15 protein-coding genes are annotated in these 19,758 nt (G+C 70.3%); 14 read left to right on the forward strand and 1 reads right to left on the reverse strand.

All coding sequences use genetic code 11. From position 1 onward, the window contains the following. Nucleotides 1–119 precede the first annotated feature (119 nt). The 13 genes from ACIGDI_RS35275 (at nt 120) to ACIGDI_RS35335 (ending at nt 14,191) form a co-directional block, all read left to right on the forward strand. Nucleotides 120–1,640 (forward strand): UDP-N-acetylmuramoyl-L-alanyl-D-glutamate--2,6-diaminopimelate ligase, encoded by a 1,521-nt coding sequence (locus ACIGDI_RS35275; RefSeq protein WP_390629307.1) that lies wholly within the window; start codon nt 120–122, stop codon nt 1,638–1,640. Between the two features lie 4 nt (nt 1,641–1,644). After that, entirely contained in the window at nt 1,645–3,051 is a 1,407-nt protein-coding gene (gene murF, locus ACIGDI_RS35280; protein ID WP_399905495.1) for a UDP-N-acetylmuramoyl-tripeptide--D-alanyl-D-alanine ligase, read from the forward strand. After that, a complete protein-coding gene (gene mraY, locus ACIGDI_RS35285; RefSeq protein WP_174267309.1) occupies nt 3,048–4,121 on the forward strand; it encodes a phospho-N-acetylmuramoyl-pentapeptide-transferase in 1,074 nt (357 codons plus the stop codon). Before murF ends, mraY begins: the two co-directional genes overlap by 4 nt. After that, nucleotides 4,103–5,545, forward strand: coding sequence for a UDP-N-acetylmuramoyl-L-alanine--D-glutamate ligase (gene murD, locus ACIGDI_RS35290; RefSeq protein ID WP_399905498.1), 1,443 nt, complete (start codon nt 4,103–4,105; stop codon nt 5,543–5,545). Before mraY ends, murD begins: the two co-directional genes overlap by 19 nt. A 21-nt stretch (nt 5,546–5,566) precedes the next feature. After that, complete coding sequence (gene ftsW / locus ACIGDI_RS35295; RefSeq protein WP_399905500.1) at nt 5,567–6,928, forward strand: putative lipid II flippase FtsW; 1,362 nt, start codon at nt 5,567–5,569, stop codon at nt 6,926–6,928. A 6-nt stretch (nt 6,929–6,934) separates the two neighbouring features. Next, the gene (gene murG, locus ACIGDI_RS35300) at nt 6,935–8,032 is read left to right on the forward strand and encodes an undecaprenyldiphospho-muramoylpentapeptide beta-N-acetylglucosaminyltransferase (RefSeq protein ID WP_272175664.1); all 1,098 of its coding nucleotides are present in this window, start codon (nt 6,935–6,937) and stop codon (nt 8,030–8,032) included. 26 nt (nt 8,033–8,058) lie between these two features. Beyond that, entirely contained in the window at nt 8,059–8,859 is an 801-nt protein-coding gene (locus ACIGDI_RS35305) for a cell division protein FtsQ/DivIB (protein ID WP_399905503.1), read from the forward strand. A gap of 278 nt (nt 8,860–9,137) precedes the next feature. Then, nucleotides 9,138–10,334 carry a cell division protein FtsZ gene (gene ftsZ, locus ACIGDI_RS35310; RefSeq protein WP_399905506.1) on the forward strand — a complete coding sequence of 399 codons (1,197 nt, stop codon included), beginning with the start codon at nt 9,138–9,140 and terminating at the stop codon, nt 10,332–10,334. 10 nt (nt 10,335–10,344) lie between these two features. Further along, a complete protein-coding gene (gene pgeF / locus ACIGDI_RS35315) occupies nt 10,345–11,073 on the forward strand; it encodes a peptidoglycan editing factor PgeF (RefSeq protein WP_399905509.1) in 729 nt (242 codons plus the stop codon). 5 nt (nt 11,074–11,078) lie between these two features. Beyond that, nucleotides 11,079–11,798: a YggS family pyridoxal phosphate-dependent enzyme gene (locus ACIGDI_RS35320; protein ID WP_200698982.1), complete on the forward strand. Its 720-nt coding sequence runs from the start codon at nt 11,079–11,081 to the stop codon at nt 11,796–11,798. A 129-nt stretch (nt 11,799–11,927) separates the two neighbouring features. Then, complete coding sequence (locus ACIGDI_RS35325; protein WP_200698983.1) at nt 11,928–12,569, forward strand: cell division protein SepF; 642 nt, start codon at nt 11,928–11,930, stop codon at nt 12,567–12,569. 72 nt (nt 12,570–12,641) lie between these two features. Beyond that, a complete protein-coding gene (locus ACIGDI_RS35330; RefSeq protein WP_007448661.1) occupies nt 12,642–12,926 on the forward strand; it encodes a YggT family protein in 285 nt (94 codons plus the stop codon). 53 nt (nt 12,927–12,979) lie between these two features. Further along, complete coding sequence (locus tag ACIGDI_RS35335; RefSeq protein ID WP_399905513.1) at nt 12,980–14,191, forward strand: DivIVA domain-containing protein; 1,212 nt, start codon at nt 12,980–12,982, stop codon at nt 14,189–14,191. Between the two features lie 173 nt (nt 14,192–14,364). Here the strand turns inward: ACIGDI_RS35335 and ileS are convergent, their stop codons facing one another. Then, a complete protein-coding gene (gene ileS / locus ACIGDI_RS35340; RefSeq protein ID WP_399905516.1) occupies nt 14,365–17,502 on the reverse strand; it encodes an isoleucine--tRNA ligase in 3,138 nt (1,045 codons plus the stop codon). Between the two features lie 1,104 nt (nt 17,503–18,606). Here ileS and ACIGDI_RS35345 point away from each other — a divergent pair. Next, nucleotides 18,607–19,737 carry a TraR/DksA family transcriptional regulator gene (locus tag ACIGDI_RS35345; protein WP_399905938.1) on the forward strand — a complete coding sequence of 377 codons (1,131 nt, stop codon included), beginning with the start codon at nt 18,607–18,609 and terminating at the stop codon, nt 19,735–19,737. Nucleotides 19,738–19,758: the final 21 nt, after the last annotated feature.

Consider the following 19,758-nt stretch of genomic DNA (forward strand, 5'->3'; position numbering starts at 1 on the left):
CCGACTCCGGCAACCCGGACACCCCCCGCCCCTCGCTTCGCCCGCAGGCGGGTGCGCCCGGTACGCTCACCGCCGTGCCACACGCTGATCAGTCCCAAACCACCCAGAAGGGCGTTTCCGTGACATACCCGGGGCCGCCGCGACCGGTTCAGGTCTCCGCCACACCCCTGACGGAGCTCGCCGATCAGCTGGGTGCCGCCGCGCCGGAGAGCGCCGCCGAGGTCACGGGCATCACCCATGACTCGCGCGCCGTCCGCCCCGGCGACCTGTACGCCGCCCTGCCGGGCGCCCGGCTGCACGGCGCCGACTTCGTGAAACAGGCCGCAGGCCTCGGCGCGGTCGCGGTGCTGACGGACCCGACCGGAGCCGAGCGCGCCGCCGCGACGGGCCTGCCGGTCCTGGTCGTCGACGACCCGCGGGCGCGGATGGGCGAGCTGGCGGCGACGATTTACGGCCACCCGGGCCGTGACCTGCTCCAGATCGGCATCACCGGCACCTCCGGCAAGACCACCACCGCCTATCTCGTCGAGGGCGGTCTCAAGACCAAGAACAACACCGGCCTCATCGGCACGGTGGAGATGCGCATCGGTGACGAGCGCATCAAGTCCGAGCGCACCACCCCCGAAGCCACCGACCTGCAGGCCCTGTTCGCCGTGATGCGCGAGCGCGGGGTCGAGGCGGTCGCCATGGAGGTCTCCAGCCACGCGCTGGTCCTCGGCCGGGTCGACGGCTGCGTCTTCGACATCGGTGTGTTCACCAACCTCAGCCCGGAACACATGGAGTTCCACTCCGACATGGAGGACTACTTCCGGGCCAAGGCGCAGCTGTTCACGCCGCGCCGCAGCAGGCTCGGCGTGGTCAACGTCGACGACGAGTACGGCCGCCGGCTGGCCAGGGAGGCCACCGTCCCGGTCGTCACGTACTCCGCCGAGGGCCACCCGGACGCCGACTGGCGGGCCGAGGACGTCCGAGTCGGTCCGATGGACTCGACGTTCACCGTCGTCGGCCCCGAGGGCGAGCGGATCGAGGCCAGGTCGCCCCTGCCGGGCGGCTTCAACGTGGCCAACACCCTCGCCGCGATCGCCGCCCTCGCCACGGCCGGGCTCGACCCGCAGGCGGCCGCCGACGGCGTCGCCGCCGTACCCGGTGTACCGGGCCGTCTGGAGCGCGTGGACGCCGGACAGCCGTATCTCGCGGTCGTCGACTACGCCCACAAGACGGACGCCGTCGAGTCGGTCCTGCGCGCCCTGCGCAAGGTCACCGAGGGCAGGCTGCACGTCGTGCTCGGCTGTGGCGGCGACCGCGACAGGACCAAGCGGGCGCCGATGGGCGCCGCCGCGGCCCGCCTCGCCGACACCGCCGTACTGACCTCCGACAACCCCCGCTCCGAGGACCCCCTCTCGATCCTTGCAACCATGCTCGAGGGCGCCGCGTCCGTACCAGCACACGAACGCGGTGAGGTGCAGGTCTTCGAGGACCGGGCCGCCGCGATCGCCGCAGCCGTCGCCCGCGCGCAGCCCGGTGACACCGTGCTCGTCGCGGGCAAGGGCCACGAGCAGGGCCAGGACATCGCCGGTGTGGTCCGTCCCTTCGACGACCGCCAGGTGCTTCGAGAAGCCATCCAGCAGACCCAGGGATGAACTTGTGATCGCCCTCTCTCTCGCCGAGATCGCAGCAGTCGTCGGCGGGCAGACGCACGACATACCGGATCCGTCCGTCCAGGTCACCGCTTCGGTCGTCCGGGACTCCCGCGAGGTGCGGCCCGGCAGCCTGTTCGTCGCCTTCGTCGGCGAGCGCGTCGACGGCCACGACTTCGCCCGGCAGGTCGTGGAGGCGGGCGCGGTCGCCGTCCTCGCGTCCCGGCCCGTCGGCGTCCCCGCGATCGTCGTCGACGACGTCCAGAGCGCCCTGGGCGCCCTCGCGCGGCACGTCGTACGACGGCTCGGCGCGACCCTCGTGGCCCTGACCGGTTCCGCGGGCAAGACCAGCACCAAGGACCTGATCGCCCAGGTCCTGCAGCGCAAGGCGCCTACGGTGTTCACGCCCGGATCGCTCAACAACGAGATCGGCCTGCCGCTCACCGCCCTGTCCGCCACCGAGGAGACGAAGTTCCTCGTGCTGGAGATGGGCGCCCGCGGCATCGGCCACATCCGCTACCTCACCGAGCTGACCCCGCCGCGGATCGGCCTCGTGCTCAACGTCGGCAGCGCCCACATCGGCGAGTTCGGCGGACGCGAGCAGATCGCGCAGGCCAAGGGCGAACTCGTGGAGGCCCTTCCGGAGGACGGCGCCGCGATCCTCAACGCGGACGACCCCCTCGTACGCGCCATGGCGTCCCGTACGAAGGCCAAGGTGATCCTCTTCGGTGAGACCGACGAAGCGGACGTACGGGCCGAGAACGTGCGACTCACGGACACGGGACAGCCCGCGTTCAGGCTCCACACACCCTCCGGTGCAAGCGACGTGACCATGCGCCTGTACGGTGAGCACCACGTGTCGAACGCGCTCGCCGCGGCCGCCGTCGCCCATGAGCTGGGCATGTCCGCTAGTGAGATCGCCACCGCGCTCTCCGAGGCGGACTCCCTCTCCCGCTGGCGCATGGAGGTCACCGAGCGACCGGACGGCGTGACCATCGTCAACGACGCCTACAACGCGAACCCCGAGTCCATGCGAGCCGCCCTGCGCGCGCTCGCGGCCATGGGCAAGGGACGTCGGACCTGGGCGGTGCTCGGCAAGATGGCCGAGCTCGGGGACGAGGCGCTCGCCGAGCACGACGCGGTCGGACGGCTCGCCGTCCGGCTCAATGTCGGCAAGCTCGTCGCGGTCGGGGGCAGGGAAGCGTCCTGGCTGCAACTGGGCGCATATAACGAGGGTTCGTGGGGTGAGGAGTCGGTGCACGTGTCCGACGCACAGGCGGCGGTCGACCTGTTGCGCAGCGAGTTGCGCCCGGGGGACGTCGTGCTCGTGAAGGCGTCCCGGTCGGTGGGGCTCGAAAGCGTGGCGCAGGCGCTGCTCGAGACCGGTGCCGCGGGTGGGGCTGATGCCCGATGATGAAGCAGATCCTGTTCTCGGGCGTCATCGGTCTCTTCCTGACGCTGGTCGGCACCCCGCTGCTGATCAAACTGCTGGCGCGCAAGGGCTACGGCCAGTACATCCGTGACGACGGCCCGCGCGAGCACGCCAGCAAGCGCGGTACGCCGACGATGGGCGGTATCGCCTTCATCCTGGCCACCGTCGCCGCGTACTTCCTGTCCAAGGTGATCACCGGTCAGCCGCCCACGTACTCGGGCCTGTTGGTCCTCGGCCTGATGTGCGGCATGGGCCTGGTCGGCTTCCTGGACGACTACATCAAGATCGTCAAGCGGCGTTCGCTGGGCCTGCGGGCCAAGGCGAAGATGGCCGGCCAGCTGATCGTCGGCATCAGCTTCGCGGTGCTCGCGCTGCAGTTCTCCGACGCTCGCGGCAACACCCCGGCCTCCACCAAGCTGTCCTTCATCACGGACTTCGGCTGGACCATCGGCCCGGTGCTGTTCGTGGTCTGGGCGCTGTTCATGATCCTCGCGATGTCCAACGGCGTGAACCTGACGGACGGTCTGGACGGCCTCGCCACCGGCGCCTCCGTGCTCGTCTTCGGCGCCTACACGTTCATCGGCGTCTGGCAGTTCCAGGAGTCCTGCGCCAACGCGCAGACCCTCACCAACCCGGGCGCCTGCTACGAGGTGCGCGACCCGCTGGACCTCGCGGTCATCGCCTCCGCGTTGATGGGCGCCTGCCTCGGCTTCCTGTGGTGGAACACCTCGCCGGCCAAGATCTTCATGGGCGACACCGGTTCGCTCGCGCTCGGCGGTGTCCTGACCGGCCTCGCCATCTGCTCCCGCACGGAGCTGCTGGTGGCCATCATGGGCGGTCTGTTCGTCCTCATCACCATGTCGGTCGTCATCCAGGTCGGCTCGTTCCGGCTCACCGGCAAGCGCGTCTTCCGGATGGCGCCACTGCAGCACCACTTCGAACTCAAGGGCTGGTCCGAGGTCCTGGTCGTGGTCCGCTTCTGGATCATCCAGGGCATCTGCGTGATCGTCGGACTGGGCCTCTTCTACGCGGGATGGGCAGCGGACAAGTGACCTCCTCGGTGCCTGAAGGATTCTCGGAGTTCCAGGGCAAGCACGTCACCGTCGCCGGGCTCGGAGTCTCCGGCATCCCGGCGGCCAAGGTGCTGCACGCGCGCGGGGCGATCGTCACGGTCGTCAACGACGGCGACGACGCTCGCGCGCGTGAACAGGCCGCGGAGTTGGAGGCGCTCGGCATCACCGTGCGCCTCGGCGACGGCGCGACCCTGCCGGACGGCACCGAACTCGTCGTCACCGCGCCCGGCTGGAAGCCGGACAAGCCGCTCTTCGAGGCGGCGCGCGAAGCCGGCCTGGAGATCTGGGGCGACGTCGAACTCGCCTGGCGGCTCCGGGGCCCCGACGCGGCCCCCTGGCTCGCCGTCACCGGCACCAACGGCAAGACCACCACCGTGCAGATGCTGGCGTCGATCCTGAAGGCGGCGGGCCTGCGCACGGCCGCCGTCGGCAACATCGGCGTCTCGCTGCTGGACGCAGTGCTCGGCGAGGAGCACTACGACGTCCTGGCCGTGGAGTTGTCGAGCTACCAGCTCCACTGGGCGCCGTCCCTGCGCGCCCATTCGGCGGCGGTGCTCAACCTCGCCCCCGACCATCTCGACTGGCACGGCTCCATGGAGGCGTACGCCCGGGACAAGGGCCGTATCTACGAGGGCAATCGGGTCGCCTGCGTCTACAACGTCGCCGACAAGGCCACCGAGGACCTGGTCCGCGAGGCCGACGTCGAGGAGGGCTGCCGGGCCATCGGCTTTACCCTCGGCACCCCGGGACCCTCCCAACTCGGCGTCGCCGAGGGCATCCTGGTCGACCGCGCCTTCGTGGAGAACCGGCACAAGAACGCCCAGGAGCTCGCCGAGGTCTCCGACGTCAACCCTCCGGCCCCGCACAACATCGCCAACGCCCTTGCCGCGGCGGCCCTCGCGCGCGCCTTCGGGGTGCCGCCCAAGGCCGTACGCGACGGCCTGCGGAACTTCACGCCGGACGCGCACCGCATCGCGCACGTCGCCGACGTCGACGGGGTCGCCTACGTCGACGACTCCAAGGCCACCAACACGCATGCCGCGGAAGCCTCGTTGGCGGCGTACGAGTCCATCGTGTGGATCGCGGGCGGGCTCGCCAAGGGCGCCACCTTCGACGAGCTGGTCGCCAAGTCGGCAAAGCGACTTCGCGGCGCCGTGCTCATCGGCGCCGACCGCGCTCTCATCCGCGAAGCGCTCGCGCGACACGCCCCGGAAGTACCGGTCGTCGACCTCGACCGGACCGACACTGGGGCGATGCTCGCGGCTGTCCAGGAGGCCCAGCGGCTCGCGGTCGAAGGCGACACGGTGCTGCTGGCCCCCGCCTGTGCCTCGATGGACATGTTCGCCAACTACAACAAGCGCGGTGACGCGTTCGCGGAGGCGGTTCGCGAACTCGGCGCCTGACCGACGTAGCGGAGGCGTCTGATGCCCAGTAGCCGTACCGGACGGCCGCCCGTACAGCGGGCCGTCGGACGCCCCGCCCGCCCGCGGCCGCCCCGCGACAACCCGGTGCTGCGCGCGTACCTGAACGCCAAGCGCGCCTGGGACCGGCCGCTGACCGCCTACTACCTGATCGCCGGCGGCAGTTTCCTGATCACCGTGCTCGGTCTGGTGATGGTCTACTCGGCCTCCCAGATCACCGCGCTGCAGATGTCCCTGCCGGGCTCCTACTTCTTCCGCAAGCAGCTGCTCGCGGCCGTCATCGGCGGCGTCCTGCTGCTCATCGCCTCCCGGATGCCGGTCAAGCTGCACCGCGCGCTGGCCTATCCGATCCTCGCGGGCGCCGTCTTCCTGATGGCGCTGGTGCAGGTGCCGGGGATAGGGATGTCGGTCAACGGCAACCAGAACTGGATCTCGCTCGGCGGTTCCTTCCAGATCCAGCCCAGCGAGTTCGGCAAGCTCGCCCTGGTCCTGTGGAGCGCCGACCTGCTCGCCCGCAAGCAGGACAAGAACCTGCTCAACCAGTGGAAGCACATGCTGGTGCCGCTCGTGCCGGTCGCCTTCCTGCTGCTCGGGCTGATCATGCTCGGCGGCGACATGGGTACGGCGATCATCCTCACGGCGATCCTGTTCGGCCTGTTGTGGCTGGCCGGGGCGCCCACCCGGCTCTTCGTCGGCGTGTTGTCGATCGCCGCCACCCTCGGTGTGATCCTGATCAAGACGAGCCCGAACCGCATGGCGCGCCTCGCCTGCATCGGCGCCACGGAGCCCAAGTCCGGCGTCGCCGACTGCTGGCAGGCCGTGCACGGGATCTACGCGCTCGCATCCGGCGGAATCTTCGGATCCGGGCTCGGTGCGAGTGTGGAAAAATGGGGTCAACTCCCCGAAGCGCACACGGACTTCATCTTCGCCGTCACCGGTGAGGAACTGGGCCTGGCGGGGACGCTGTCGGTACTCGCCCTCTTCGCGGCTCTAGGCTATGCGGGTATCCGCGTGGCCGGACGCACGGAGGACCCCTTCGTCAGGTATGCCGCGGGAGGCGTGACCACCTGGATCACCGCTCAGGCGGTGATCAACATCGGTGCGGTGCTCGGCCTGCTGCCGATCGCCGGAGTCCCGCTCCCGCTGTTCTCCTACGGGGGATCCGCCCTGCTGCCGACCATGTTCGCCATCGGGCTGCTGATCGCGTTCGCGCGTGACGAGCCCGCTGCGCGGGCGGCGCTTTCCATGCGGCAACCCCGCTTTGGTAGAAAGCGGGCGGGAGGCGCCGTGCGGGACCGGGGGCCTCGGAGATGGAACACGATGCGACGGCGTGCCTCGGCGGCGCGCTCGTCCGGAGAGCGGTGAATTTCGGTGCATGTCGTACTCGCCGGTGGGGGGACCGCCGGCCACATCGAGCCCGCGCTCGCCCTCGCGGACGCCCTGCGCAGGCAGGACCCGACCGTGGGGATCACGGCCCTGGGCACGGAGCGCGGCCTGGAGACCAAGCTCGTTCCACAGCGGGGCTACGAGCTCGCGCTGATCCCCGCCGTACCCCTGCCGCGCAAGCCCACCCCAGAGCTGATCACCGTCCCGGGCCGGCTGCGCGGCACGATCAAGGCGACCGAGCAGATCCTGGAGCGGACCAAGGCGGACGCCGTGGTCGGCTTCGGTGGTTACGTCGCGTTGCCCGGCTATCTCGCCGCCAAGCGCCTCGGCGTGCCGATCATCATCCACGAGGCCAACGCGCGCCCCGGCCTCGCCAACAAGATCGGGTCCCGGTACGCCGCCCAGGTGGCCGTCGCCACCCCCGACAGCAAGCTGCGCAACTCCCGCTACATCGGGATCCCGCTGCGCCACACCATCGCCACCCTGGACCGGGCCGCCGCCCGCCCCGAGGCCCGGCACATGTTCGGCCTCGACCCCAACCTGCCCACGCTGCTGGTCTCCGGCGGCTCGCAGGGCGCCCGCCGCCTCAACGAGGTGGTCCAGCAGGTCGCGCCGTGGCTGCAGCAGGCCGGCATCCAGATCCTGCACGCGGTCGGCCCGAAGAACGAACTGCCGCACGTGCAGCAGATGCCGGGGATGCCCCCCTACATCCCGGTAAGTTACCTGGACCGGATGGACCTCGCGTACGCGGCGGCCGACATGATGCTCTGCCGCGCGGGCGCGATGACCGTCGCCGAACTCTCCGCCGTCGGGCTCCCGGCCGCCTACGTCCCGCTGCCCATCGGCAACGGCGAACAGCGGCTGAACGCCCAGCCGGTGGTCAAGGCCGGCGGCGGACTGCTGGTCGACGACGCGGAACTGACGCCCGACTGGGTCCGGGCGAACGTCCTGCCCGTGCTCGCCGACCCGCACCGGTTGTACGAGATGTCCCGCGCCGCCGCCGAGTTCGGCCGCCGGGACGCCGACGACCTCCTCGTCGGCATGGTGTACGAGGCGATCGCCGCCCACCGTGCACAGCACTAGGACCGCATGAGCGAAGGGCAGGGAGCGTGGCCGGACCGACCACCACCGAGCGTGGTGAACGTCAGCAGGAGTCGTCCGGCCCGCCCCTCGCCCGGCGGTGGGGGCGGCTGAAGCCGCCACGCGTTCGTACGATCATCATTCTCGCCGTGGTGCTGGTCCTCCTCGGCGCGGGCACCGTCTGGGTGTTGTACGGCTCCTCGTGGACCCGGGTGGAGCGGGTGTCCGTCTCCGGCACCAGGGTCCTGACGCCCGCGCAGGTGCGGGCGGCCGCCGAGGTTCCCGTCGGGGCACCGTTGATTTCCGTCGACACCGACGAGATCGAGACGAGGCTGCGCGCGAAACTGCCCCGAATCGACACGGTTGACGTAGTCCGTTCCTGGCCCCACGGAATCGGCCTGAAAGTGGTTGAGCGCACTCCGGTTCTGATTGTCCAAAAGGGCGGAAACTTCGTCGAAGTGGACGATGAAGGTGTCCGTTTCGCCACGGTTTCCCGGGCTCCGAAAGGCGTGCCGGCACTGGAATTGAGGCTCTCCCGGGGTTCCGCCGCCGCGAGCCTGCGGCGCTTCGGCGAGGACCGTCTGGTGCGCGAGGCGGTGCGGGTCGCCGACGCCATTCCGGCGGCCGTCGCGCGGCAGGCCGCGACCGTCAAAGTGCGTTCCTACGACGACATCCTGCTGGTGTTGAGCGGGGACCGGACCGTGGCGTGGGGGAGTTCCGAGAGGGGCGCGCTGAAGGCCCGTACGCTCACCGCTCTCATGAAAGCTGCGCCCGATGCGCGGCACTTCGACGTCTCGGTTCCCACCGCCCCGGCGTCATCGGGGAGTTGACGCACATCCGCGCAGGCCAGCACCCTGGTTGGGCACCGCTATGGCTGATCACATAGGGTGAAAAGAAAAACGGGAGGTTCGGCGTGTTCGTTGAACGTGCGCCACTTGTCGACTTAGTGTCCTGTTCGGAAGACTCCAGCGAACAGTCACACTGGTAACCCTAAACTTCAACGTTAGGGTTCGGGTCGGCGCTACGGACCGTCCCAATCGGCATCAGTCGTCGGATCGCACTCACCCGCGAAACGGCGACACGTAACTCGAGGCGAGAGGCCTTCGACGTGGCAGCACCGCAGAACTACCTCGCAGTCATCAAAGTCATCGGTGTCGGCGGCGGTGGTGTCAATGCCATCAACCGGATGATCGAGGTCGGTCTCAAGGGCGTCGAGTTCATCGCCATCAACACCGACGCGCAGGCGCTGTTGATGAGCGACGCCGACGTCAAGCTCGACGTCGGCCGCGAACTCACCCGCGGACTCGGCGCCGGAGCCAACCCGGCCGTCGGCCGCAAGGCCGCCGAGGACCACCGCGAGGAGATCGAGGAGGTCCTCAAGGGGGCCGACATGGTCTTCGTGACGGCCGGTGAAGGCGGCGGCACCGGCACCGGCGGCGCCCCCGTCGTGGCCAACATCGCCCGCTCCCTGGGCGCCCTCACCATCGGCGTGGTCACCCGCCCGTTCACCTTCGAGGGACGGCGCCGCGCCAACCAGGCCGAGGACGGCATCGCCGAACTCCGCGAAGAGGTCGACACCCTCATCGTCATCCCGAACGACCGGCTGCTGTCCATCTCGGACCGCCAGGTCTCGGTGCTCGACGCCTTCAAGTCGGCCGACCAGGTCCTGCTCTCCGGTGTCCAGGGCATCACCGACCTCATCACCACCCCAGGCCTCATCAACCTCGACTTCGCCGACGTCAAGTCGGTCATGTCCGAGGCCGGTTCCGCGCTCATGGGCATCGGCTCGGCCCGCGGCGACGACCGCGCGGTGGCCGCGGCCGAGATGGCGATCTCCTCGCCGCTGCTGGAGGCGTCCATCGACGGCGCCCGCGGTGTGCTGCTCTCCATCTCCGGCGGCTCCGACCTCGGTCTGTTCGAGATCAACGAGGCGGCCCAGCTGGTCAGCGAGGCCGCCCACCCCGAGGCCAACATCATCTTCGGCGCGGTCATCGACGACGCGCTCGGCGACGAGGTCCGGGTCACGGTGATCGCGGCCGGTTTCGACGGCGGCCAGCCGCCGGCCCGCCGGGAGACCGTCATGGGCTCGTCGGCGTCCTCGGCCCGCCGCGACGAGCCCACTCCGGTACGGCAGCCCGAGTCCCGTCCGAGCTTCGGCTCGCTCGGCAGCGTCACGCCGAAGGAGGACCCGGAGCCCGCTCCCGAGCCGGCCGCCGACCTCCCGGTCGCCCCGCCGGTCCCGCCGTCGCGGTCCTACACCGACAGCGCCGCCGAGGAGCTGGACGTACCGGACTTCCTCAAGTGATCCTTCTGACGTGACAAAGCAGCGCGAAACCGTGAGCGGCGCGCACTTCGCCTTCACCGACCGGTGGGGCGGGGTGAGCGCCGTTCCGTACGAGGAGCTCAACCTCGGCGGAGCGGTCGGCGACGACCCCGACGCCGTACGCACCAACCGGGAGCTGGCGGCCAAGTCCCTCGGCCTCGACCCGGCGAACGTGGTCTGGATGAACCAGGTGCACGGAGCGGACGTGGCCGTGGTCGACGGGCCGTGGGGCGAGAGTCCCGTGCCCGAGGTCGACGCGATCGTCACCACGCGGCGCGGCCTCGCCCTCGCCGTCCTCACCGCCGACTGCACGCCCGTCCTGCTCGCCGACCCGGTCGCCGGAGTCGTCGCCGCGGCGCACGCGGGACGGCCCGGCATGGTCGCCGGCGTCGTCCCGGCCGCGCTACGCGCGATGACCGAGCTGGGCGCCGACCCCGCCCGGATCGTCGCCCGCACCGGACCGGCCGTCTGCGGCCGGTGCTACGAGGTGCCCGAGGAGATGCGCGCCGACGTGGCCGCGGTCGAACCGGCGGCGTACTCCGAGACGAGCTGGGGCACGCCCGCGGTCGACGTGACCGCCGGAGTGCACGCGCAGCTCGACCGGCTCGGGGTGCGCGACCGGTGGCAGTCCCCGGCGTGCACGCTGGAGTCGGCCGATCACTTCTCGTACCGACGCGACCGCACCACGGGGCGACTCGCGGGATATGTCTGGCTGGACTGAGGGACATGACGGACCGTAAGGACGAACTCGCCGCGAACCTGGCGAAGGTGGAGCGTCGTATCGCCGACGCCTGCGCGGCCGCCGGCCGGGGGCGGGACGAGGTGACCCTGATCGTGGTCACCAAGACCTACCCGGCGAGCGATGTGCGGATCCTGTCGGAGCTCGGCGTGCGGCACGTCGCCGAGAACCGGGACCAGGACGCCGCCCCCAAGGCCGCCGCTTGTTCGGATCTGCCGTTGACTTGGCACTTTGTTGGCCAGTTGCAGACCAACAAGGTTCGATCCGTGGTCGGTTATGCCGATATGGTGCAGTCCGTCGACCGTGCCCGGCTGGTCACCGCACTCTCCAGGGAGGCGGAGCGGCAGGGGCGCGAGCTGGGCTGTCTGATCCAGGTCGCGCTCGACGCGGGGGAGAACGGGCGCGGGGAGCGCGGGGGTGTGGGACCGGACGGAATCGAGGAGTTGGGCGAACTCGTGGCAGGGGCGCCCGGGCTGCGGCTGGCGGGTCTGATGACCGTCGCACCGCTCACCGGACCCTACGCGGGACGCGAACAGGCGGCGTTCGAGCGGTTGATGGATTTGTCGACCGACCTGCGCCGGGCCCATCCGGCTGCGAACATGGTCTCGGCAGGAATGAGTGCGGACCTCGAACAGGCCGTGGCGGCCGGAGCGACACATGTACGCGTCGGCACTGCGGTACTCGGAGTCCGCGCACGGCTCGGGTAACGTCGCCAGGAAGTCGGACCACAGCAGAAAATATGGTCAATGCCGCCGAAAGGCGGGCACAACGGCCTCGTGGATCGCGGGCACTTGGCAGTCGTCAGTCGATCCACCACAGAGCGGAGGACTCAGAGCATGGCCGGCGCGATGCGCAAGATGGCGGTCTACCTCGGCCTCGTGGAGGACGATGGGTACGACGGCAGGGGATTCGACCCCGATGACGACTTCGAGCCCGAACTGGACCCCGAGCCCGAGCGGGACCACCGACGGCACGAGCCGTCGCACCAGTCTCACGCCGCACATCAGTCCCAAAGGGACGAAGAGGTGCGAATCGTGCAGCCTTCCGCTCCGCGCGAACCGGTCGCCCGTTCCGCTTCGCTACCCGCGGAATCCGGCCGTCCGGCGCGCATCGCGCCCGTGGCGTCCATCACACAAGAACGCGCAAGCCTGGAGAAGAACGCACCGGTGATCATGCCCAAGGTCGTGTCCGAACGAGAGCCTTACCGGATCACCACGCTTCACCCGCGGACCTACAACGAGGCCCGTACCATCGGGGAACACTTCCGTGAGGGCACCCCGGTGATCATGAATCTGACTGAGATGGATGACACAGACGCGAAGCGACTTGTCGACTTTGCGGCCGGTTTGGTGTTTGGTCTTCACGGCAGCATCGAGCGGGTGACGCAGAAGGTGTTCCTGTTGTCGCCTGCTAACGTCGATGTCACGGCGGAGGACAAGGCCCGCATCGCAGAGGGCGGGTTCTTCAACCAGAGCTGAGACGCACGACCGGAAACAGCAGTACGAGCAGGACCCAGCAGCACGGAAACAGGGGAGAGGGAAGCACCAGCAATGAGCGTGGTTCTGGATGTCGTCTACATCGCGCTGATGTGCTTCCTCATCGTGCTCATCTTCCGGTTGGTCATGGACTACGTCTTCCAGTTCGCCCGCTCATGGCAACCCGGCAAGGCGATGGTGGTCGTTCTGGAGGCCACCTACACTGTCACTGATCCACCGCTCAAGCTTCTGCGGCGGTTCATTCCGCCGCTGCGTCTCGGGGGCGTGGCGCTCGACCTGTCCTTCTTCGTACTGATGATCATCGTCTACATCCTGATCTCGATCGTGAGCCGGCTGTGAGCGATGTGACCTACCGTCTTGCCGAATGCCGACGACTACGTTGAGGTGAAGAGATGCCGTTGACCCCCGAGGACGTGCGGAACAAGCAGTTCACGACCGTCCGCCTCCGAGAAGGCTATGACGAGGACGAGGTCGATGCCTTCCTCGACGAGGTCGAAGCCGAACTGACCCGCCTGCTCCGCGAGAACGAGGACCTGCGCGCCAAACTGGCCGCGGCCACGCGCGCTGCTGCCCAGAACCAGCAGAACATGCGCAAGCCGCCGGAGGGTCCCGGCGGTCCGCAGGACCAGCAGGGCGGTATGCCGCAGGGCGGAATGCAGCAGCAGGGTGGCATGCCCCAGCAGGGCGGTATGCCCCAGCAGGGCATGCGAGGCCCGGGCGCCCCGGTGCCCGCGGGCATATCGGGCCCGCCGCAGCAGCAGATGGGTGGCCCCATGGGTGGCCCGCCCCAGCTGCCGAGCGGTGCGCCGCAGCTGCCCGCCGGTCCCGGTGGACAGGGCGGCCCGCAGGGTCCCGGCCCGATGGGCCAGGGTCCGATGGGTCAGGGCCCCATGGGCCAGGGCCAGATGGGCGGCCCCATGGGTCAGCCCCCCATGCAGCAGCAGATGGGTGGCCCGATGGGCGGCCCCATGGGCGGTCCGATGGGCGGCCCCGGTCAGGGCCCCGGTGGCGACAGCGCCGCCCGTGTCCTCTCGCTGGCCCAGCAGACCGCCGACCAGGCGATCGCCGAGGCCCGTTCCGAGGCCAACAAGATCGTCGGCGAGGCGCGTTCGCGTGCCGAGGGTCTCGAGCGTGACGCCCGTGCCAAGGCCGACGCGCTGGAGCGGGACGCGCAGGAGAAGCACCGCGTCGCGATGGGCTCCCTGGAGTCCGCCCGCGCCACGCTGGAGCGCAAGGTCGAGGATCTGCGCGGCTTCGAGCGCGAGTACCGCACGCGTCTGAAGTCCTACCTGGAGTCGCAGCTGCGCCAGCTGGAGACCCAGGCCGACGACTCCCTCGCCCCGCCGCGCACCCCGGCCACGGCTTCCCTCCCGCCGTCCCCGGCGCCCTCCATGGCACCGGCCGGCGCGAGCGCCCCGTCCTACGGCGGCAACCAGTCCATGGGCGGTGCGCCGAGCCCCGCTGCCCCGTCCTACGGCGGCCAGCAGCAGATGTCCCCGGCGATGACCCAGCCGATGGCTCCGGTCCGCCCGCAGGGCCCGTCCCCGATGGGTCAGGCGCCGTCGCCGATGCGTGGCTTCCTGATCGACGAGGACGACAACTGAGGGCCGCGGCACGGTGAGTAGTACGCCGTAGTCGTCGGCAGCGTTCAAAGGGGCGAGCCCCGGACCCAGGTCCGGGGCTCGCCCCTTTTACGCGGGTTGATCGCGTCGGCCCCGAAGGTCGCGGGGAGCTGTGCGACCAGCTCCCCGCGACCCGTGGTCGTGAACGCTGAGGACTACGCCTTCCGGAGGCGGAACGTCAGCGACAGCCCTTCGTCGGTGAACGTCTCGCCGTAGGAGTCGTCCGCCTCGCCCTGGGCGAAGTCCGTCGCGAGGACCTCGTCCGAGATCAGATCGGAGTGCTCGCTCAGCGCCGCGATGACCGCCGGGTCCGTGGACGTCCAGCGCAGCGCGATCCGGTCGGCCACATCCAGCCCGCTGTTCTTCCGGGCCTCCTGGATCAGCCGGATCGCGTCACGGGCCAGACCGGCCTGCCGCAGCTCCTCCGTGATCTCCAGGTCCAGGGCCACCGTCGCACCGGAGTCCGACGCCACGGACCAGCCCTCGCGCGGGGTCTCCGTGATGATCACCTCGTCCGGTGCGAGGGAGATGGTCTCCCCGTCGACCTCCACCGACGCCGTGCCCTCGCGCAGGGCCAGCGACAGCGCGGCCGCGTCGGCGCTCGCGACGGCCTTGGCGACGTCCTGCACCCGCTTGCCGAACCGCTTGCCCAGCGCACGGAAGTTGGCCTTCGCGGTGGTGTCCACCAGGGAGCCGCCGACCTCGGAGAGCGAAGCCAGCGAGGAGACGTTCAGCTCCTCGGTGATCTGGGCGTGCAGCTCGGTGTCGAGGGACTCGAACCCGGCCGCCGCGACCAGCGCCCGCGACAGCGGCTGCCGCGTCTTCACGCCCGACTCCGCGCGCGTGGCGCGGCCGAGCTCCACCAGCCGCCGTACCAGAAGCATCTGCTTCGACAGCTCGGGGTCGATCGCCGTCAGGTCCGCCTCGGGCCAGGAGGCCAGGTGCACCGACTCCGGCGCGCCCGGGGTCACCGGCACGATCAGGTCCTGCCAGACCCGCTCGGTGATGAACGGCGTCAGCGGGGCCATCAGCTTGGTGACCGTCTCCACGACCTCGTGCAGGGTGCGCAGCGCCGCCTTGTCGCCCTGCCAGAAGCGGCGGCGCGAGCGGCGGACGTACCAGTTGGACAGGTCGTCGACGAACGCCGACAGGAGCTTGCCGGCGCGCTGGGTGTCGTAGGCCTCCAGAGCCTGTGTCACCTGGTCGGTCAGGGCGTGCAGTTCGGACAGCAGCCAGCGGTCCAGGACGGGGCGGTCGGCCGGGGCCGGGTCCGCCTCGCTGGGCGCCCAGTCGGAGGTGCGGGCGTACAGGGCCTGGAAGGCGACCGTGTTCCAGTAGGTGAGGAGCGTCTTGCGGACGACCTCCTGGATCGTGCCGTGGCCCACGCGCCGCGCGGACCACGGCGAGCCGCCCGCCGCCATGAACCAGCGCACGGCGTCCGCGCCGTGCTGATCCATCAGCGGGATCGGCTGCAGGATGTTGCCCAGGTGCTTGGACATCTTGCGGCCGTCCTCGGCGAGGATGTGGCCCAGGCAGACGACGTTCTCGTACGACGACTTGTCGAAGACCAGGGTGCCGACGGCCATCAGCGTGTAGAACCATCCGCGGGTCTGGTCGATGGCCTCGGAGATGAACTGCGCCGGGTACCGGCTCTCGAACAGCTCCTTGTTCTTGTACGGGTAGCCCCACTGCGCGAACGGCATCGAACCCGAGTCGTACCAGGCGTCGATGACCTCCGGCACGCGCGTGGCCGTCTTGCGGCACTTCGGGCAGGCGAAGGTGACGTCGTCGATGTACGGGCGGTGCGGGTCCAGTTCGGACTGGTCGGTGCCGGTCAGCTCGGTGAGCTCGGCGCGGGAGCCGACGACCGTGAGGTGGTCGTCCTCGCAGCGCCAGATCGGCAGCGGGGTGCCCCAGTAGCGGTTGCGGGACAGCGCCCAGTCGATGTTGTTGTTCAGCCAGTCGCCGTACCGGCCGTGCTTGACGGTGTCCGGGAACCAGTTGGTGTTCTCGTTCTCCTGCAGCAGACGGTCCTTGATGGCCGTGGTGCGGATGTACCAGGACGGCTGCGCGTAGTAGAGGAGCGCGGTGTGGCAGCGCCAGCAGTGCGGGTAGCTGTGCTCGTACGGGATGTGCTTGAAGAGGAGGCCGCGCTGCTGGAGGTCCTCGGTGAGCTTTTCGTCCGCCTTCTTGAAGAAGACGCCGCCGACCAGCGGGACGTCCGCCTCGAAGGTGCCGTCCGGGCGGACCGGGTTCACCACGGGCAGGCCGTAGGCGCGGCAGACCTTGAGGTCGTCCTCACCGAAGGCGGGGGACTGGTGGACCAGGCCCGTACCGTCCTCGGTGGTGACGTACTCGGCGTTGACGACGTAGTGGGCCGGTTCCGGGAACTCGATCAGCTCGAACGGACGTTGATAGGTCCAGCGCTCCATCTCGGCGCCGGTGAAGGTCTGGCCGGTGGTCTCCCAGCCCTCGCCGAGCGCCTTGCCGACGAGCGGCTCGGCGACGACGAGCTTCTCCTCGCCGTTCGTGGCGACGACGTAGGTGACGTCGGGGTGGGCGGCGACGGCCGTGTTGGACACCAGCGTCCAGGGGGTCGTCGTCCAGACCAGGAGCGCCGCCTCACCGGCGAGCGGACCGGAGGTGAGCGGGAAACGGACGTACACGGACGGGTCGACGATCGTCTCGTAGCCCTGCGCCAGCTCGTGGTCCGACAGGCCCGTCTCGTCGCGCGGGCACCAGGGGGCGACGCGGTAGTCCTGCACCAGCAGGCCCTTGTCGAAGATCTCCTTGAGCGACCACCACACGGACTCGATGTACTCGGGGTCCATGGTCCGGTAGGCGTCGTCCAGGTCGACCCAGTAGCCCATGCGGTGGGTCAGCTCGGAGAACGCGTCGGTGTGCCGGGTCACGGACTCGCGGCACTTGGCGTTGAACTCCGCGATGCCGTACGCCTCGATGTCCTGCTTGCCGGTGAAGCCGAGCTCCTTCTCCACCGCCAGCTCCACCGGGAGGCCGTGGCAGTCCCAGCCGGCCTTGCGCCCCACGTGGTAGCCGCGCATGGTGCGGAAGCGGGGGAAGACGTCCTTGAAGACGCGGGCCTCGATGTGGTGGGCGCCGGGCATGCCGTTGGCGGTGGGCGGGCCCTCGTAGAACACCCACTCGGGGCGGCCCTCGGACTGCTCCAGGGTCTTGGCGAAGATCTTCTGCTCGCGCCAGAAGTCGAGCACGGCGTGCTCGAGGGCGGGCAGGTCGACCTGGGCGGGCACCTGGCGGTACGTCGGCGTTGTCATCAGCGAGCTTCCTCCGGCGGACTTGCTGCCTTCCGTCCGGAGGGACGAGAGCCGAATCTTCCCTGCGCCGGTTTCGGCGCGCTCCCGCGGTACCACCCTCCTTGGCCCGCCGGCGCGGGGTGTGCGCCGATGAGCCCCCTCATTGGGGTCGCGATGCCGGTTCTACCGGCCGCGGCTGCTCGGCTGCGGCTTTCTTCCGGCGGCTCCGGGGTGATCTTCACGTCGCGCTCGCCCCCGGGCTTCCACCGTCCCCGGGTCGCTCTGGGCTGCGTACGGCGCTACTCGTCCCCATCCACGCTTTTCGCTCCGCCCAGTGTACGGCGCCGCGCGGACAGCGGCCGACCGGTTTTCGGTGCTTCCGTGGCGGGGGTGCCGGGGGAGCGGAGATGACCCGAATGGAGCGGTACGCGTGTTCGGATTCTGGGACGCACGGTCCGGCGGATTATGCCGCGAGGAGGTGGGCACAACGGATGCAGGCTCGCGGAGCGGCGTGCGCGAGCCGGGCGAATCGGGCGGTGTGCCCCGTTGCCGCGGGACTCAAGTCGATTTATCGTCCCAGCACGATTCGCGTGCAAGATCACAATATGTGAAGGGGCCGCGGCCATGGTGGCGAAGAAGACCGCCGTACAGCAGTCGGCGTCCGGCAGGTCCACACAGGCCTCGGGCGGTGCGGCCAAGGATGTGAGCGGGAAGAAGAGCGCGCGGGGAGGGGCCGGCGGGCGTGCGGGCGGGGCGGCGAAGGCGGAGCAGAGCGCGGAGCCGGTGAAGCGGGTGCGGGGGGCGGCCGCGGCGGCGAAGGGCGCGGCCGCGAAGGCTGCCCGAAAGGGCGCGGAGCCCGAGGTGGCCGCTTCGGCGAAGGCCGCGGCGTCCAGGGCGGCCCCGCCGGGGAAGGCTGCCGAGGCGGAGGGTTCCGAGCGGCCCGCGAGCGCCGAGCCGACGCCCACGGGGAGGACGCCGAGGAAGCGGACCGCGGGGGAGGCGACGGGGGCCGGGAAGGCGAGTGCGCGGAAGACGGCGGCCGGAAAGGCCGCCGCGGCGAAGGCTGCCGGAGCTGCGGAAGCGGCGGTCGGGAAGGCGGCCGCGGGGAAGGCGGCGGTCGGCGAGATGGCTGCGGGGAAGGCCGCGGGGGCTGCGGAAGCGGCGCCTGGTAAGGCGGCGGTCGCCAAGAAGACCGCGGTGAAGAAGACGGCGGCCAAGGCAGCCGCGGCGAAGAAAGCGGTGGCGAAGAAAGCGGTGGCCAAGGAGGGGGCCGGGAAGAGCGCCGCCAAGAAGGCCGCCTCGGGGAAGGGTGCCGCCGAGGAGGCGGTGGCCGGGAAGGGCGTCGCCAAAGCGGCGGTGGCTGGGAAGGGTGCCGTCAAGGAGGCGGTGGCTGGGAAGGGTGCCGTCAAGGAGGCGCCGGGCGGGGAGGGCGTCGCCGAGGAGGCGGTGGCCGGGAAGGGTGCCGCCGAGGAGGCGGTGGCCGGGAAGGGCGTCGCCAAAGCGGCGGTGGCTGGGAAGGGTGCCGTCAAGGAGGTGGTGGCTGGGAAGGGTGCCGTCAAGGAGGCGCCGGGCGGGGAGGGCGTCGCCGAGGAGGCGGTTGCCGGCAAGGGCGTCGCCAAAGCGGCGTCGGGTGGGAAAAGTGCCGTCAAGAAGGCGGTGCGTGGGGGAGGGGGCGCCGGGAAGGCGGCGGCCTCTGTGAGTGCGGGCGACAAGAACGAGAGCACGGCCAAGAAGGCGGGCGCGGCGCAGGCCGCGGAGCAGACGGGAGCCACGACGGTGGTTGCGAAGAAGACTCCTGGCACGGCCACGGCGGCGAAGACCGCCGTACCCAAGGCACGCCTCGCCGCGGCGGTGGAGCCGGGCGAGCTGGCGGTGCGCCCCGGAGAGGACCCCTGGACGACGGAGGAGGTCGAGGAGGCGCGCGCCGAGCTGCAGTCCGAGCAGCAGCGGCTGAGCGACGAGATCTCGTCCTCCGAGGCCGCCCTGCAGGGCCTGATGCGGGACTCCGGCGACGGCGCGGGCGACGACCAGGCGGACACCGGCACCAAGAACATCACGCGCGAGCACGAGATGGCGCTCGCCGCCAACGCGCGCGAGATGCTCACGCAGACCGAGCACGCCCTGCAGCGGCTGGACTCGGGCACGTACGGTCTGTGCGAGAACTGCGGCAACCCGATCGGAAAGGCCCGTATGCAGGCCTTCCCGCGGGCCACCCTGTGCGTGGAGTGCAAGCAGAAGCAGGAACGCCGGTACTGAGGGCGTACGCGCGCGTGCCGT

Source organism: Streptomyces sp. NPDC085900, assembly GCF_044540925.1.
Taxonomy (GTDB): Bacteria; Actinomycetota; Actinomycetes; order Streptomycetales; family Streptomycetaceae; genus Streptomyces; species Streptomyces gilvifuscus.